The organism is Vibrio sp. L5-1 (genome assembly GCF_021728315.1).
Taxonomy (GTDB): Bacteria; Pseudomonadota; Gammaproteobacteria; order Enterobacterales; family Vibrionaceae; genus Vibrio; species Vibrio splendidus_K.
In genome coordinates, this window is record NZ_JAKKCQ010000003.1 from 557,132 (window position 1) to 572,129 (window position 14,998).

Annotated in this window: 10 protein-coding genes and 4 tRNA genes; 11 read left to right on the forward strand and 3 right to left on the reverse strand. The window is 45.0% G+C overall.

Translation table 11 applies throughout. The annotated features are described in order from the left end of the window. Nucleotides 1-36: 36 nt before the first annotated feature. Together L3V35_RS14930 and yeiP are read right to left on the reverse strand one after the other, a co-directional pair. On the reverse strand, nucleotides 37-366 hold the full coding sequence (locus tag L3V35_RS14930) for an HI1450 family dsDNA-mimic protein (RefSeq protein ID WP_004729782.1): 330 nt from the start codon (nucleotides 364-366) through the stop codon (nucleotides 37-39). Between the two features lie 10 nt (nucleotides 367-376). Continuing rightward, the gene (yeiP, locus tag L3V35_RS14935; protein WP_114633732.1) at nucleotides 377-946 is read right to left on the reverse strand and encodes an elongation factor P-like protein YeiP; all 570 of its coding nucleotides are present in this window, start codon (nucleotides 944-946) and stop codon (nucleotides 377-379) included. 137 nt (nucleotides 947-1,083) lie between these two features. On the opposite strand from yeiP, the gene L3V35_RS14940 reads away from it, so the two are divergent. Continuing rightward, on the forward strand, nucleotides 1,084-1,851 hold the full coding sequence (locus L3V35_RS14940; protein ID WP_237300170.1) for a nucleotidyltransferase domain-containing protein: 768 nt from the start codon (nucleotides 1,084-1,086) through the stop codon (nucleotides 1,849-1,851). A 178-nt stretch (nucleotides 1,852-2,029) separates the two neighbouring features. Here the strand turns inward: L3V35_RS14940 and L3V35_RS14945 are convergent, their stop codons facing one another. Further along, nucleotides 2,030-4,393 carry a DNA polymerase II gene (locus L3V35_RS14945; protein ID WP_237300171.1) on the reverse strand — a complete coding sequence of 788 codons (2,364 nt, stop codon included), beginning with the start codon at nucleotides 4,391-4,393 and terminating at the stop codon, nucleotides 2,030-2,032. Nucleotides 4,394-4,819: 426 nt separating this feature from the next. On the opposite strand from L3V35_RS14945, the gene uvrY reads away from it, so the two are divergent. The 10 genes from uvrY (at nucleotide 4,820) to nspC (ending at nucleotide 14,997) form a co-directional block, all read left to right on the forward strand. After that, entirely contained in the window at nucleotides 4,820-5,464 is a 645-nt protein-coding gene (uvrY, locus tag L3V35_RS14950) for a UvrY/SirA/GacA family response regulator transcription factor (RefSeq protein WP_004729778.1), read from the forward strand. Nucleotides 5,465-5,479: 15 nt separating this feature from the next. Then, a complete protein-coding gene (uvrC, locus tag L3V35_RS14955; protein WP_171310846.1) occupies nucleotides 5,480-7,312 on the forward strand; it encodes an excinuclease ABC subunit UvrC in 1,833 nt (610 codons plus the stop codon). 46 nt (nucleotides 7,313-7,358) lie between these two features. After that, nucleotides 7,359-7,916: a CDP-diacylglycerol--glycerol-3-phosphate 3-phosphatidyltransferase gene (pgsA, locus tag L3V35_RS14960; RefSeq protein ID WP_017078221.1), complete on the forward strand. Its 558-nt coding sequence runs from the start codon at nucleotides 7,359-7,361 to the stop codon at nucleotides 7,914-7,916. Nucleotides 7,917-8,182: 266 nt separating this feature from the next. Next, nucleotides 8,183-8,256, forward strand: a tRNA-Cys gene (locus tag L3V35_RS14965). Nucleotides 8,257-8,303: 47 nt separating this feature from the next. Further along, a tRNA-Gly gene (locus L3V35_RS14970) sits at nucleotides 8,304-8,379 on the forward strand. Nucleotides 8,380-8,459: 80 nt separating this feature from the next. Then, nucleotides 8,460-8,546: transfer RNA gene (locus tag L3V35_RS14975), tRNA-Leu, on the forward strand. 36 nt (nucleotides 8,547-8,582) lie between these two features. After that, nucleotides 8,583-8,658: transfer RNA gene (locus tag L3V35_RS14980), tRNA-Gly, on the forward strand. Nucleotides 8,659-9,441: 783 nt separating this feature from the next. Beyond that, nucleotides 9,442-12,393 carry a pyridoxal phosphate-dependent class III aminotransferase gene (locus tag L3V35_RS14985; protein ID WP_237300172.1) on the forward strand — a complete coding sequence of 984 codons (2,952 nt, stop codon included), beginning with the start codon at nucleotides 9,442-9,444 and terminating at the stop codon, nucleotides 12,391-12,393. A gap of 8 nt (nucleotides 12,394-12,401) precedes the next feature. Then, on the forward strand, nucleotides 12,402-13,652 hold the full coding sequence (locus tag L3V35_RS14990) for a carboxynorspermidine synthase (RefSeq protein WP_054547344.1): 1,251 nt from the start codon (nucleotides 12,402-12,404) through the stop codon (nucleotides 13,650-13,652). 211 nt (nucleotides 13,653-13,863) lie between these two features. Beyond that, the gene (gene nspC, locus L3V35_RS14995; protein ID WP_054547345.1) at nucleotides 13,864-14,997 is read left to right on the forward strand and encodes a carboxynorspermidine decarboxylase; all 1,134 of its coding nucleotides are present in this window, start codon (nucleotides 13,864-13,866) and stop codon (nucleotides 14,995-14,997) included. The last annotated feature ends 1 nt before the right edge of the window (nucleotide 14,998 follow it).

The window sequence follows — 14,998 nt, forward strand, 5'->3', positions numbered from 1 at the left end:
AATCAGCTCAGTACTCTGAGCTGATTTAAGAAGAGCCTAGTCGCGTTTCCACAAGATGTGACAGAACTTGTGTTCAGGGTCACGGCTGATCAGCAGACGAGCGAATACGTCATCTAAGACATCATCAGCTTCATTTACAAGACCAATGCGTACTTCAGCGTAGATCTCTTTGTCGACTTCAAAGCCAACATGTTCAACCCAATCGTCACCAGTTTCAACGAGCTCTGCAGCGCCACGATCTTCAAACTGAGCCGTGAATAGGATCACGTCTGCTGGTTCAAGGTTATCAGGAGCCATCTCTAGAAAGATGTCGTATGCAGTGTCAATTGCGTCGTCGTAAGACATTAGGTCGTTAGCTTCGGTCATAATAAATATCTTAGCTTGCGCGGTTCATGTATTTACGTTCAGCTGTGTTCACAACAACTTTGTCGCCAGTTGCAATGTACTCAGGAACTTGAACAGTAAGGCCTGTAGACAGACGAGCTGGCTTAGTACGAGCTGAAGCAGATGCACCTTTGATTGAAGGGTCTGTTTCTTCGATTACTAGCTCAACTGAAGTTGGTAGTTCAAGAGTCGCCGCAGTACCGTCGATAAGAATCGCGTACATACCTTGCGTATCTTCGTTGATGAACAGCAGTTCGTCTTCGATCATTTCACCGTTGAAGATGAACTGTGAGTAATCTTCGTTATCCATGAAGATGTACTCGTTGCCGTCAACGTAAGAGAACATCACTGCACGCTTAGTTACGTCGATAGTTTCAACGATTTCGTCAGCCTTGTGGCGAACTTCTGTTTTAACGCCAGTTGCTACATCGTGACCACGGAAGCGGTAAATCTTTTGACCGCCACGGCCACCTGGTGTTGTCACTTCGATATCTTTTACTAGTACTGTTTTGCCATCAACGTTGATCGCAAAACCTTTTTTAATCTCACTTGCTCTAGGCATTTTGTGTTTGTCCTTATTGGGTCTATCCGGTGATTATATCTCGTAGACGCTATAAATAGGAATAGCTTGAATCATAAAGTCACCTAAGCGATCATAGAGAGACAGTTAAATCATTATTTTATTTACCGAAACGACCTATGCAGCTACCTGTTATTGACCCAACACAGCCATTTCAACCTGAATTCCAACCTGTGGTTAACGATCTGATTACCTTTTTAAAAGGTGGGTTAGGTTCTAATCTGCACAGTGTCTATGTTTATGGCAGTGTGGCACGTAAGCAAGCCGTTGTCGGTCGCTCGAATCTAGATGTGGTCGTGGTTACTCATCGTCACTTCCCAGATCAACGAACTACGCTGCTGAATACCATCAAGTGGCGCTTCCAAAAGAGCTTCCCTCAGGTCACTCAAGTGGCAATCAAAACCACCTTGGTGAGCGAGATCGTTGATTTCGACAACATCTTTACGTGGGGCTTCATGCTCAAGCATTTAGCCGTGTGTGTGCATGGTGAAGATCTATCGGACTGCTATGGTGATTTCGAAACGAGTTGGGAAATTGCTAAGCATTGGAATATGGATGCGGAAAACTGGTTAGCGGTTTATCGTAATAAGATTGCCCGAGCAACAACGCCAGAACAACAAGTTGCAGCACAGGTGATTATTGCTAAAAAGCTACTGCGAGCGAGTTATTCTTTGGTGATGTATCGTGATAAATATTGGTTCGATGACCCAATAGAGTGTGGTCAACAGTTCTTGAAATATCATCCAGAGAAAGAAGTCGAGATTCAAAGATTGGGTATTCTGTTGTCTGGACGAGCGATTCCCAAACGCTCGGTGATAGGGATTCTTGATGGCTTTGGTGAATGGCTGGTTAAGCAGTATCAGAAAACTGAGTTTCGAATCGGGTAGGGGTTCGTAAGCTATCAAGCTATCCATTGATATGAAAAGCAGAGCAAGCTGAAGAGCACGTCTCTGCTTTTTCGTTTTAAGCTTATCTCGAGTTTTAATGCCTATTTCGAGTTTTATGCTTATCTAGAGTTTTAATACACATCTCGAGTTTGAAGGCCGTTTCGAAAATAGAATAGGTCTAGAACAGGCCTAACTGTTGTCCGCTGACTTGTTCAAAATCTAAACCAATGAAGGGCAAGATAGCCTCTGCAACCGGTTTGATTTGTTTGTCGATGTAATGCTGATAATCGATACCACTCTTCAAGTACTCCTTTGGCTCAGGGCCACTCAGTGTAATCAAATATTCAATACGCCCTTTGTTTTGGTATTGAAGCGGGCGACTAAGTTTGGCATTTATCTCATCGGCCATACGAGCTGCGCGAACCTGTGGCGGAATGTTTTTTTGATACTCGTGTAGTTTGCGGCGCAAACGCTTTTGGTACACCAGTAAATCATCGTGTTTACCGGCAGCGGTTTCATCGACAAACTGTCTGACATAGTCCGTTGGATCTTGGTCGTGAAACACCATCTCATACAGGGTTTGTTGGAATTGCTGCGCGAGAGGTGTCCAATCGGTTCGCGCACTTTCAAGCCCTTTAAAGATGATCTTCTCTTGGTCGCCTTGATTGATCAAGCCTGCATAGCGTTTCTTCGAGCCGGTTTCTGAACCTCTAATGGTCGGCATTAGAAACTTGCGATAGTGAGTTTCGTATTCCAGTTCGAGTATTGAGGTTAGGTTGTAGGTTTCTTTTAAGTGATTTGTCCACCAATCGTTGATGTAAGCGACCAGTGCGTTCCCGATCTCATCTGCTTTTTGTTGATCGTAACTGCCGTTTAGCGATACGAAGGTTGAATCGGTATCTCCGTAAATTACTTGATAACCTTTATCCTCGATTAGAACCTTGGTTTGCTTCATGATCTCGTGCCCACGCATAGTGATCGATGAGGCCAAACGGGTATCGAAGAAGCGACAGCCAGAAGAGCCAAGCACACCATAGAAGGAGTTCATGATGATCTTAATCGCTTGAGAGAACGCTTTTTCGTTGTTCTTCTTTGCAACGTCACGTGCTGCCCACAAGTTTTCGATCATCTCTGGTAGAAAGTGCTTAGAACGGTGGAACTGACCGCCACGAAACCCTGCCACCGCTTGGTCTTCTTCAGAGCCTAACTCTAACTTTAACCCCTCAATTAACCCCATCGGGTCAATTAAGAAAGAGCGAATGATCGATGGGTAAAGGCTCTTGAAATCGAGTACCAAAACCGAGTCGTACAGGTTAGGAATGGAATCCATCACGTAGCCGCCGGGGCTGGCAATCCAGTTCTCGGGCTCTAAATTAGGCGCGACGTAACCTGCTCGGTGTATTTGAGGCATGTATAAATTAGTAAAGGCCGCAACAGAGCCACCAACACGATCCAGTTCGACACCGGTTAATCGAGAGCGCTCAATCGCGAAGTCGAGTAGGTGAGTGTGCTCGAAGATGCGGTTTACTAGCACGCAGTCTTGAAGGTTGTACTTGGCGAGCGAAGGCTTATCGAACTTAAACATCCGGTTTATCTCATCCATGCGGTCGTGAACGTTATGGATGTCTTTACCTTCGCCGAGTAGCTCTTGAGATACCGATTCAAGAGACCAAGAGCGGAAGTGGTAGGTCGCTGTCTTGAGCATGTCGATGCCATCCAACACAACGCGGCCTGGAATAGTGATAAAGCCTTGCTGGTTTTGTGCAGAACTACGGAAGAAACTTGGTTGATTGTCTCTACCAATATTGAGCTTCACTTCGTTCCATTCTGAACGTTTGTGCAGCAGCCTAAAATCGAAATCAATGACATTCCATCCGATGATGATGTCGGGGTCAAATTCAGAAAACCATCTAATCATCGCCTCTAGTAGAGCTTTCTCATTAGGGACCCATTGGATGTTTGTGTCAGCCTCTTGTGGTTCGCCGACCATGATGACTCGGCTGTCCATCGGGCTGTCTAAGCCAATGGAATAAAGCACACCTTTTTCTGAGCATTCAATATCAAGCGAAACCACAGATAAACTGGGTAAGTATTCGCCCGCTCTGCATTTTGCATTGGAGACTCTAAGATGCTGACTTTTTTGCACGGCAGTCCCAGTGAACTCAATGCTGCCTTTGATAAAGCGTTCCATCAGATATCGATCGGCGAGTCGAATATCGCTTTCAAAGGTCTGAATTTCTTCGCTGTGAAAGGCTTGTGCTAAACCAAAGCTACTTCTCGACAGTGAGGTGTAACATGCGGCGAGAGGGGTTTGATCGAATGTGGCTAGTTCTAGGGACTTGAATTGGCAATCGATCGACTCTTTCGCTGCGATTGCCTGACATTCTTCAATGTCAGATTGAGCGACGAAAAATACAGGTTTTTCATTTTGAATCGTCAACAGAGTTGGGCCTTGAGGGGAGCTTAACCACAAGTCAATTTGGGTACGCCCTGAAAAGTCTCTCGCTTGTCTTGTGAGTACAAAGCCTTGCTGAATATCCAATGTAGTAACCTATTGAAATTGGGAATCGAATACTACCATCTAGCGGCTCTCTGCGCACAATAGGCAACCAAAATACTAACTAAATTCTAGTTAACAGAGGCAAATAACGGGACTCAATAAGCAAATAAGTGAAATTGTCGCGAATGGCTATTCAATGGTATTGAAAATATCTTTATCTTGTGTAATTTTATTGGGTGTTGTTTTAACTGGTTGATTTTTAGAAAAAGCTTGGTGTTTTAGTTAGCTTATTTGTTAATAAGTACTTGCTAAAGTTCGTGTTTCAGCACATATTCAACAGAGCTTTTTTTTAGTAATTAAGTTAAGATGTACTCAATGCTGCGATCCACTGTTCCTTTGTTCAATTGTTTCAAACAGATGAAATGACACAGTGGTTGCAGAGCCAATTAATAGTGTGGAGATACAAGTTTGATAAATGTTTTCCTTGTAGATGATCACGAGCTGGTTCGCACAGGGATACGACGTATTATTGAAGACGTCCGTGGAATGAACGTAGCAGGGGAAGCTGAAAGCGGTGAAGATGCTGCAAAATGGTGTCGTACTAATAATACTGACGTTATTTTGATGGATATGAATATGCCTGGTATTGGTGGCTTAGAAGCAACCAAGAAAATCTTGCGTTTCAACCCTGATGTTAAAATCATCGTTTTAACTGTTCATACGGAAAATCCGTTTCCAACTAAAGTGATGCAAGCTGGAGCTGCTGGTTACCTTACTAAAGGGGCAGGTCCGGATGAAATGGTAAATGCAATTCGAGTGGTTAATAGTGGCCAAAGATACATTTCACCAGAAATTGCGCAGCAGATGGCTTTGAGCCAATTCTCGCCTGCGTCTGAAAATCCATTCGCAGACTTATCTGAGCGTGAACTTCAAATCATGATGATGATTACCAAAGGTCAGAAAGTGACGGATATTTCAGAACAACTCAATCTAAGTCCTAAAACAGTCAACAGTTACCGCTACCGTTTGTTCAGCAAATTGGATATCAGTGGCGATGTAGAGCTGACGCATTTAGCGATTAGACATGGAATGTTAGACACTGAGACCCTTTAACACTGAGATCGTATAGTGACCAACTTGTTTGACTCAGTGTCATTTCTCAAGACAGTAACAGAACAGCCCGGCGTTTATCGTATGTATAACGCCGAGGCTGTTGTTATCTACGTCGGTAAAGCAAAGAACCTCAAAAAACGCCTTTCCAGTTATTTCCGTAAAAAAGTCGACAGTGAAAAAACGCGCGCTTTAGTCAGCAATATCGACAAAATCGATGTCACTGTAACGCATACAGAAACAGAAGCTCTTATCCTTGAGCACAACTACATCAAGCAGTACTTACCGAAATACAACGTACTTCTGCGCGATGATAAGTCGTATCCCTATATTTTTATTAGCGGTCACAAACATCCTCGTTTGTCGATGCATCGTGGTGCTAAGAAGAAAAAGGGAGAGTACTTTGGTCCTTATCCTGATTCCGGCGCTGTGCGTGAGACGTTGCACCTAATACAGAAAATCTTTCCTGCTCGTCAGTGTGAAGACACGGTCTATGCCAACCGAACGCGCCCATGCTTGATGTATCAGATTGGTCGTTGTGCTGCGCCATGTGTCAGCTCAATCATCTCTGATGAAGAGTACAGTGAACTTATCGACTACGTTCGTTTATTCCTGCAGGGGAAAGACAAGCTAGTTCTTGAGACACTCATCGATAAAATGGACAAGGCAAGCCAAGAGCTTCGCTTTGAGCAAGCTGCTGCTTTCCGTGACCAGATCCAAGCGATTCGACGCGTGCAAGAGCAACAGTATGTATCTGACGACTCAATGGAAGATATGGACGTGTTAGGTTTTGCTCAAGAAAATGGCGTGGCTTGTATTCACATCTTGATGATTCGCCAAGGAAAGGTTTTAGGCAGTAGAAGCCATTTCCCGAAAATTCCAAACAATACGGTGCGAGAGGAAGTCTTTTCGAGCTTTTTAAGCCAATACTATCTTGCACATAATGAAGCGAGAACCATACCAACTCGTCTCATCCTTAATGCTGATTTGATGGAAGATGTCACACCGATTCAAGAAGCCTTGTGTGAAGTTGCGGGCCGTAAGATTCACTTCAATACTAATCCTTCTGGAACTCGTGGTCGCTACCTTAAACTGTCTAACACCAATGCATTAACAGCCATTACCACTAAGATTAATCACAAGATGACGATCAATCAGCGATTTAAGGAACTTCAAGAAGTGCTGTCGATGGACGTTATCAAACGCATGGAATGTTTCGATATCAGTCACACCATGGGTGAAAGTACGATTGCATCTTGCGTGGTCTTCAATCAAGAAGGGCCAGTTAAACCGGAATACCGTCGTTACAACATCACAGGTATTATAGGTGGTGATGACTACGCTGCAATGGCTCAGGCGCTTGAAAGACGCTATTCAAAACAACTCGATGTCGACAAGATCCCAGACATCATTTTTATCGATGGCGGTAAAGGTCAGTTGAATCGTGCCCATGAGATCATTTCCAAATATTGGGATGATTGGCCGTTTCGACCAAGAATGATGGGTATTGCGAAAGGGGTAACACGTAAACCGGGTTTGGAAACCTTGGTGACCCTTGAAGGTGAAGAGTTTAATTTACCAAGTGATGCGCCAGCACTGCACCTTATCCAACATATACGTGATGAAAGCCATAATCATGCGATTGCAGGGCATAGAGCAAAACGTGGTAAAACGCGTAGAACCAGTGCACTTGAGGGAATTGAAGGGGTAGGGCCTAAGCGCCGTCAATCTTTGCTGAAATATATGGGTGGCTTACAAGAACTTAAGCGTGCAACTGTCGAAGAAATAGCCAAAGTACCGGGCATTAGTCATTCTTTGGCAGAAAACATTTATCAAGCATTGAAACAATAGTAAAAATCCCGCACCATTAAAGCGCAATTAATAAGAGCCCAATAATATGCGTTTGAATATACCTAACATTTTGTCCTTACTGAGACTATTTTTGATCCCAGTATTCGTTGTTGTTTTTTACCTACCTTACCAATGGGCTCCTTTTGCTGCTGCAATGGTGTTTTGGGTAGCGGGTTTTACTGACTGGCTAGATGGCATGCTGGCTCGTAAACTCGGGCAAACGTCTCGCTTCGGTGCCTTTATTGACCCTGTAGCGGATAAAGTGCTGGTTGCTACGGCTCTTATCTTGATGACTGAGCATTACCATTCGATTTGGATAACGATTCCAGCGGTGACCATGATTGCTCGTGAGATTATCATTTCGGCGCTTCGTGAATGGATGGCTGAAATAGGTAAACGTGCAAGCGTTGCGGTATCTTGGGTTGGTAAAGTCAAAACCGTTTCTCAGATGTTCGCTCTTTGGGTACTGATCTGGCGATACGACGACTGGATGGTGTGGGTAGGTTACATTGCGCTCTATGTCGCAACTGTTCTGACTTACTGGTCAATGGCGCAATACTTGATGGCTGCCAAAGACGATTTGTTAGACGAAAAACATCATTGATGAAGAAGCGAGCTGAGGCTCGCTTTTTTGATCTTTAACCTAAGGTTAAGTTATCAATAGTGGATATCTAATGTGATATAGATCGCCTTTGAATGGCCTGTCCACAAAGTCCTTTGCACACAAAGTCAGCTATTTAGCCTGTTTCGTATGAAATCTATTCAAACGAATTAAAAATACAAAAATAATATTGACTCAATCCTCTGAATCCGTAAAATGCATCCCGTACCCAAGAGGATGGCAATAAGCGATTCGATTGGAGTTACTAAGGCGCCTTGGCAGAGTGGCTATGCAGCGGATTGCAAATCCGTGGACCTCGGTTCGACTCCGGGAGGCGCCTCCATTATCTCTTTTTCTTAGTTAATGAGAAGAGGTAAGAGTAATGAAAATGCGATACTAGCTCAGTTGGTAGAGCGCAACCTTGCCAAGGTTGAGGTCATCGGTTCGAACCCGATGTATCGCTCCAAAATTTGTAATGTTGATTGGCGTCAGCATTAAGATGGTGTTTTACTTTTCAGTAATCGGCATCGCAATAAAGAATTGCGTGCCCTGGTGGTGGAATTGGTAGACACAAGGGATTTAAAATCCCTCGGCGTTCGCGCTGTGCCGGTTCAAGTCCGGCCCGGGGCACCATCTATTAAAGTCTACGTCTTAACGGATGTAGCAAATGCGATACTAGCTCAGTTGGTAGAGCGCAACCTTGCCAAGGTTGAGGTCATCGGTTCGAACCCGATGTATCGCTCCAAATTAAAAAGCCCGAACAGAAATGTTCGGGCTTTTTGGTTTCTGCTGTTCAACATTTTATTACCCCACATTTTTCCTGTTTGACTCCCGTGGTTAGACGGTCGATAAAATACTCAAACTCTCATACCTTTAACTTCGTTTTAAAAGCGAGATTCCCTATGAACTCGTTCCTCGGGCATGAGGGACGAATGAACCGGGGTCGCCTTACCTAAAGATTAAGTTGACGATATTTGCAGCAATTTGTCAGTCACCGCTCCTATTTATCCAGCTATTATTAAAAACTATTGATCGTTCATTTCACTTTATGTTACTTTCCCGCGCAATCTCGGAATGATCAATGTTCAAAAAGAACAGCGATAGCTTCTGGGGGATACGCGTAGTGACCATTCTTGCTGATTGGGACATTACGTAGGGTAGGTATCGGCTAATCCTTTAGCTGATAGACGGGATACTTATGGCGCAATTCGCCATGCTAATGGGAAACCCAACATTGAATACACTAATAACAACATTGCTAATCAGCTCTGCATTTCCAAAAGGGCCAGTTCTTCATAGCTGTCCGATACTGCACAAATGTCCAATTCTTCAAAACAGTAGCATTACTGAACCTTGAGCTCACGCTAACTAATTTTTGCTGTCCTAAGACGGCCTAATTTCGTATTCGTCATTTGACTTATACGAGCGTACAGCTATATCTCATTTCTAGACAATACGCGTGTTTCACTATGAATTCTCTCTAAATCAATAGAGGGACGGTGTGCAATTGCGTCTGATGGAGGTGAGTATGAACACATTCAAGGGGATTTTTATGACTACCGCCTTTGAAGTCGATATTAATACTATCGCAAATTCATTTTCAACTATGGTTCCTATCGTTGAGGGAACTTACGACCTAACACCTGACGCTATTTTGCTTGAACAAGAGCAACATGAATCGGATGTTCGTTCATACCCAAGACGCCTACCTATTGCTATTAAACGAGCATGTGGTGTTTTAGTTGAAGATACTCGTGGCCAACTCTTTCTCGATTGCTTAGCTGGTGCCGGTACACTTTCTTTGGGTTACAACCACCCTGAAATCAACCAAGCACTTAAAGACCAACTCGATTCAGGTTTGCCATACCAAACACTTGATATTACGACTCAAGCAAAAGAGACGTTTATCAAGCGAGTTAAAGCTTTTCTCCCTCAAGATTTTTCAACTAACTCGGTTCTTCAATTTTGTGGCCCGTCTGGCGCTGATGCTGTGGAAGCGGCTATCAAGCTAGCCAAGCAAACAACAGGTCGTAACACCATGTTTGCTTTCCGTGGTGCTTACCATGGCATGACGAACGGCACCATGGGCATGATGGGTAACCTTGGCACTAAAGAGCGTCGTAGCGGCTTAATGTCTGACGTACATTTCATGCCTTTCCCATACAATCTTCGCTGCCCGTTTGGCATTGGTGGTGAAGCAGGTGCCAACGCAAGCATTCGTTACATCGAGCGTATGTTGAATGACGACGAATCTGGCATCATGAAACCTGCAGCAATGATCGTTGAGCCTGTACAAGGTGAGGGCGGCGTGATTCCAGCCCCGGCATCTTGGCTACAAGGCTTGCGTCGCATCTGTGATGAACACGGCATCCTACTTATCTTTGATGAAATTCAGTGTGGTGTAGGTAAAACTGGTCATCGCTTTGCGTTTGAAGAATCAGGCGTTAACCCTGATATTTTGTGCTTGTCTAAAGCGATTGGCGGCGGACTGCCTATGTCGCTGCTTGTGTTCGATAAGAGCATTGATACTTGGAAAGCGGGTGAGCACACCGGTACATTCCGTGGTAACCAATTAGCAATGGTATCTGGCGCTAAAGCATTAGAAATCATCGAGCGAGATGGTTTGGTTGAGCACGCGAACATCGCAGGCCAATACTTACGTCATGGGCTTGAGAGAATTCAATCGCGTGTGAACTGTGTTGCTGAAGTTCGTGGCAAAGGCTTGATGCTTGGCGCTGAGATCAAGCAACCAAACGGCGAACTCAACAAATTTGGCGAGCCGCAATCAGACGGCGAGCTGACGTTAGCGATTCAACGAGCAGCATTAGAGCGCGGATTAATGGTCGAGAAGGGCGGTCGTGATGGTTCGGTAATTCGTTTCCTTCCACCTATGATTATCTCTTTTGAGCAGATCGACTTTGCATTGCGCGTCATGGAAGAAGCGATCATCGCAGCGGGTGGTGGTTTACGACAAGACCAAACACAAAGCGAAGAATCAAATCAGGAATGGAACAAGCATTTCATCCAGACGGGTTTAGGCGGTAGCGACGAATTTGCTAGCGTGATGAACCAAACTACTCAAGCGATGAAAGCGGTTTTTGAACAGGTTGAAGCCCCTTACTCAGGTTTAGACCCTAAAGTGCTAGAAGAAGCCATCAAAGCTGTTGACCTCGATAACAACCAACACGCTTTGGTTGATGTTGTTGATAGCACGGCTGGCTTAGTGGCAGCGAACTCTATCTTTGTGCAACACCCAGACTGTATTGCACACCTTCACACGCCTCCTCTTATGGCTTCTGTTGCTGCGGAATCGATTATCGCGGCGTTGAATCAATCGATGGATTCATGGGACCAAGCATCTGCTGCGACTTATGTTGAGCAGCGTGTGGTGGATTGGATGTGTGACAAATACCAACTTGGCGCACAAGCTGACGGTGTTTTCACCAGCGGCGGCACGCAAAGTAACCTAATGGGTTTATTGCTTGCAAGAGATTGGGTTGCCGATAAGCACAATGGCCATTCTATCCAAAAGCTTGGCTTGCCAGAATACGCGAGCAAGCTGCGTATCTTATGTTCAAAGAAATCTCACTTCACGGTTCAAAAGTCGGCCTCTTTAATGGGTTTAGGCGAAGCTGCAGTGTGTTGTGTTGACACCAATGCAAACGGCACTATCAAGCCGGACTTGCTAGACGCAGAAGTGAAAGCACTTAAAGCTCAAGGGTTGATTCCTTTTGCTGTTGTCGGTACCGCGGGTACAACCGATCACGGTGCTATTGATGACCTGGAAGCGATAGCTGACATCGCCAACCAACAAGATCTTTGGTTCCATGTCGACAGTGCTTACGGTGGCGCGCTTATCTTAAGTAGCCATAAAGCTCGCCTGAAAGGCATCGAAAAAGCGGACTCAGTGAGCGTTGATTTCCACAAGTTGTTCTTCCAAACAATCAGCTGTGGTGCTGTGCTTCTCAAAGACAAAGCGAACTTTAAGTACCTACTGCATCACGCAGATTACTTGAATCGTGAGCACGATGAGCTGCCAAATCTAGTCGATAAGTCTATCGCTACCACCAAGCGTTTCGATGCACTGAAAGTCTTCATGACTATGCAAAGCGTTGGGCCAAAGCAACTGGGTGATATGTACGATCACCTTCTAGAGCAGACGCTTAAGGTTGCCGATCTGATTCAGAAGCATGACGATTTTGAGCTGCTTGCTGAGCCGTCTCTTTCGACTGTGCTGTTCCGTTCGGTGCCTAGTAATGGGCAATCAGCAAACGGTGTTCTTGATTTAGACAAACTGAATCAGACGTTAAGACTGGAGGCGCTGACTCGTGGCGTTGCCGTGCTTGGCGAAACGGTCGTTGATGGTAAAAGTGCGCTGAAATTCACTATCTTGAATCCGTGCTTAACGACATCAGATTTCAAATCTCTAATTAACAAAATTCAAACTTTAGCTATTGAGCTAGCAGAACAACAAGGGTAATTAAAACTATGGCTATTCTACAAATTGGTGCAGGCGGCGTCGGTTGGGTTGTTGCACATAAAGCAGCACAAAATAACGAAGTACTGGGTGATATCACGATCGCTTCTCGCACAATCGCGAAGTGTGAAAAAATCATCGAATCTATCAAGGGTAAAAACAACCTTAAAGATTCAACTAAGAAACTAGAAGCACGTTCAGTAGACGCTGACGATGTTGATGCACTTGTTGCTTTGATTAAAGAAGTTAAGCCAGATCTAGTTATCAACGCTGGTCCTCCTTGGGTAAACATGGCGATCATGGAAGCGTGTTACCAATCTAAAGTATCTTACCTAGATACATCGGTAGCGGTTGACCTATGTTCTGAAGGTCAACAAGTACCACAAGCTTACGATTGGCAGTGGGGCTACCGTGAGAAGTTCGCTGAAGCGGGCATCACAGGTATTCTTGGCGCGGGTTTCGATCCAGGTGTGGTATCAATCTTTGCAGCGTACGCGGTTAAGCACTTGTTCGATGAGATTGACTCAATTGACGTGATGGACGTGAATGCTGGCGATCACGGCAAGAAGTTTGCGACAAACTTTGACCCAGAAACCAACATGCTTGAGATCCAAGGCGATTCTTTCTACTGGGAAAATGAAGAGTGGAAACAAGTACCTTGTCACTCTCGTATGCTTGAGTTTGAATTCCCTAACTGTGGCTCTCACAAGGTGTACTCTATGGCACACGATGAAGTGCGTTCAATGAAAGAGTTCATCCCAGCTAAGCGTATCGAATTCTGGATGGGCTTCGGAGATGCATACCTGAACTACTTCAACTGCATGCGTGACATCGGTCTTCTTAGCCCTGATCCGCTAACGCTACATGACGGCACTGTGGTTCAGCCCTTACATGTTCTTAAAGCGCTGCTACCAGATCCAACATCTCTAGCTCCGGGTTACACAGGTTTAACGTGTATCGGTACTTGGGTTCAAGGTAAGAAAGACGGTAAAGAGCGTAGCGTATTCATCTACAATAATGCAGACCACGAAGTGGCTTACGAAGACGTAGAGCACCAAGCGATCTCTTACACAACCGGTGTACCAGCGATTACTGCTGCACTTCAGTTCTTCCGTGGCGAATGGGCTGATAAAGGCGTATTCAACATGGAACAGCTAAACCCAGACCCGTTCCTAGCAACCATGCCAGAGATCGGTCTAGATTGGCATGTTCAAGAGCTAGAGCCTACAGCCAGTCTACCTCTAATCCATACTTTGAAGTAATTTCTGGCTCTTTGCCCTTGTCGCGTTGTCCATCGTGCTCATTTACGTTCGTAAACTCCGCGCGATGTCCTAGCGACAAGGTCAAAGCTCTGCGAATTCCGTTCAAAGTCATATGATTGACGAGAACGTATAATTACAAGCCGATGCTGTTGCGTCGGCTTTGTTCGATTATCATGTGCCTTCGTGAACTCGAGGGCCGCAAGGTATTAACATGCAAAACAACGAACTAAAAACGCCTTATTTCATGATCAACGAAGACAAGTTGATTGCGAATTTAGAGATAGCTAAGCAACTGAAAGAGATTTCGGGTGTGAAGTTGGTATTGGCACTGAAGTGTTTCTCGACATGGGGTGTGTTTGACATCATCAAACCTTACCTCGATGGCACGACAAGCTCTGGTCCATACGAAGTGAAACTTGGCCACGAAACCTTCGGTGGTGAAACGCATGCTTACAGTGTCGGTTACAGCGAAGATGACGTGAGAGAAGTCGCTGATATTTGCGACAAGATGATCTTCAACTCACAAAGCCAGTTCGCAGCGTACCGTCATATCGTTGAAGGTAAAGCATCGCTGGGTTTACGTTTAAATCCGGGTGTGAGCTACGCAGGACAAGACTTAGCAAACCCTGCGCGTCAATTCTCTCGCTTAGGTGTGCAAGCTGATCACATCAAACCTGAGATCTTTGAGGAGATTAATGGCGTGATGTTCCATATGAACTGTGAGAACAAAGACGTTGATGCCTTTATCGGTCTGCTTGATTCAATCTCAGAACAGTTTGGCGAGCACCTAGATAAGTTAGATTGGGTGAGCATGGGCGGTGGTGTGTTTTTCACATGGCCGGGATATGACATCGAGAAACTGGGTCTTGCGCTAAAAGCCTTCTCTGAAAAGCACGGGGTGCAGATGTACCTTGAGCCGGGCGAAGCCATCATCACTAAAACAACTGACTTGGTTGTGACAGTGGTTGATATCGTAGAGAACATGAAGAAAACGGCAATTGTCGATTCTGCAACCGAAGCTCATCGCCTTGATACGCTTATCTACAATGAACCAGCATCGGTATTGGAAGCCTCTGAAAACGGTAGCCATGACTATGTGATTGGTTCGTGTTCATGCCTTGCGGGCGACCAGTTCTGCGAAGCAAGCTTTGATGAGCCGTTGAAGATTGGTCAAAAGCTTCATTTGTTGGACAGTGCGGGTTACACCATGGTGAAGCTGAACTGGTTCAATGGTTTGAAGATGCCATCGATCTATTGCGAGCGCAGCAATGGCGAAATTCAAAAGCTGAATGAGTTTGGCTATGAAGACTTCAAGCGTTCTCTGTCACAGTGGTCAGTTAAGTAAC

Bases quoted from the DNA above. Each gene is read 5' to 3' on its own strand.
- L3V35_RS14930 (WP_004729782.1), bottom strand. From the start codon at position 366: ATGACCGAAGCTAACGACCTAATGTCTTACGACGACGCAATTGACACT.
- yeiP (WP_114633732.1), bottom strand. From the start codon at position 946: ATGCCTAGAGCAAGTGAGATTAAAAAAGGTTTTGCGATCAACGTTGAT.
- L3V35_RS14940 (WP_237300170.1), top strand. From the start codon at position 1,084: ATGCAGCTACCTGTTATTGACCCAACACAGCCATTTCAACCTGAATTC.
- pgsA (WP_017078221.1), top strand. From the start codon at position 7,359: ATGCGTTTGAATATACCTAACATTTTGTCCTTACTGAGACTATTTTTG.
- L3V35_RS14985 (WP_237300172.1), top strand. From the start codon at position 9,442: ATGAACACATTCAAGGGGATTTTTATGACTACCGCCTTTGAAGTCGAT.
- L3V35_RS14990 (WP_054547344.1), top strand. From the start codon at position 12,402: ATGGCTATTCTACAAATTGGTGCAGGCGGCGTCGGTTGGGTTGTTGCA.
- nspC (WP_054547345.1), top strand. From the start codon at position 13,864: ATGCAAAACAACGAACTAAAAACGCCTTATTTCATGATCAACGAAGAC.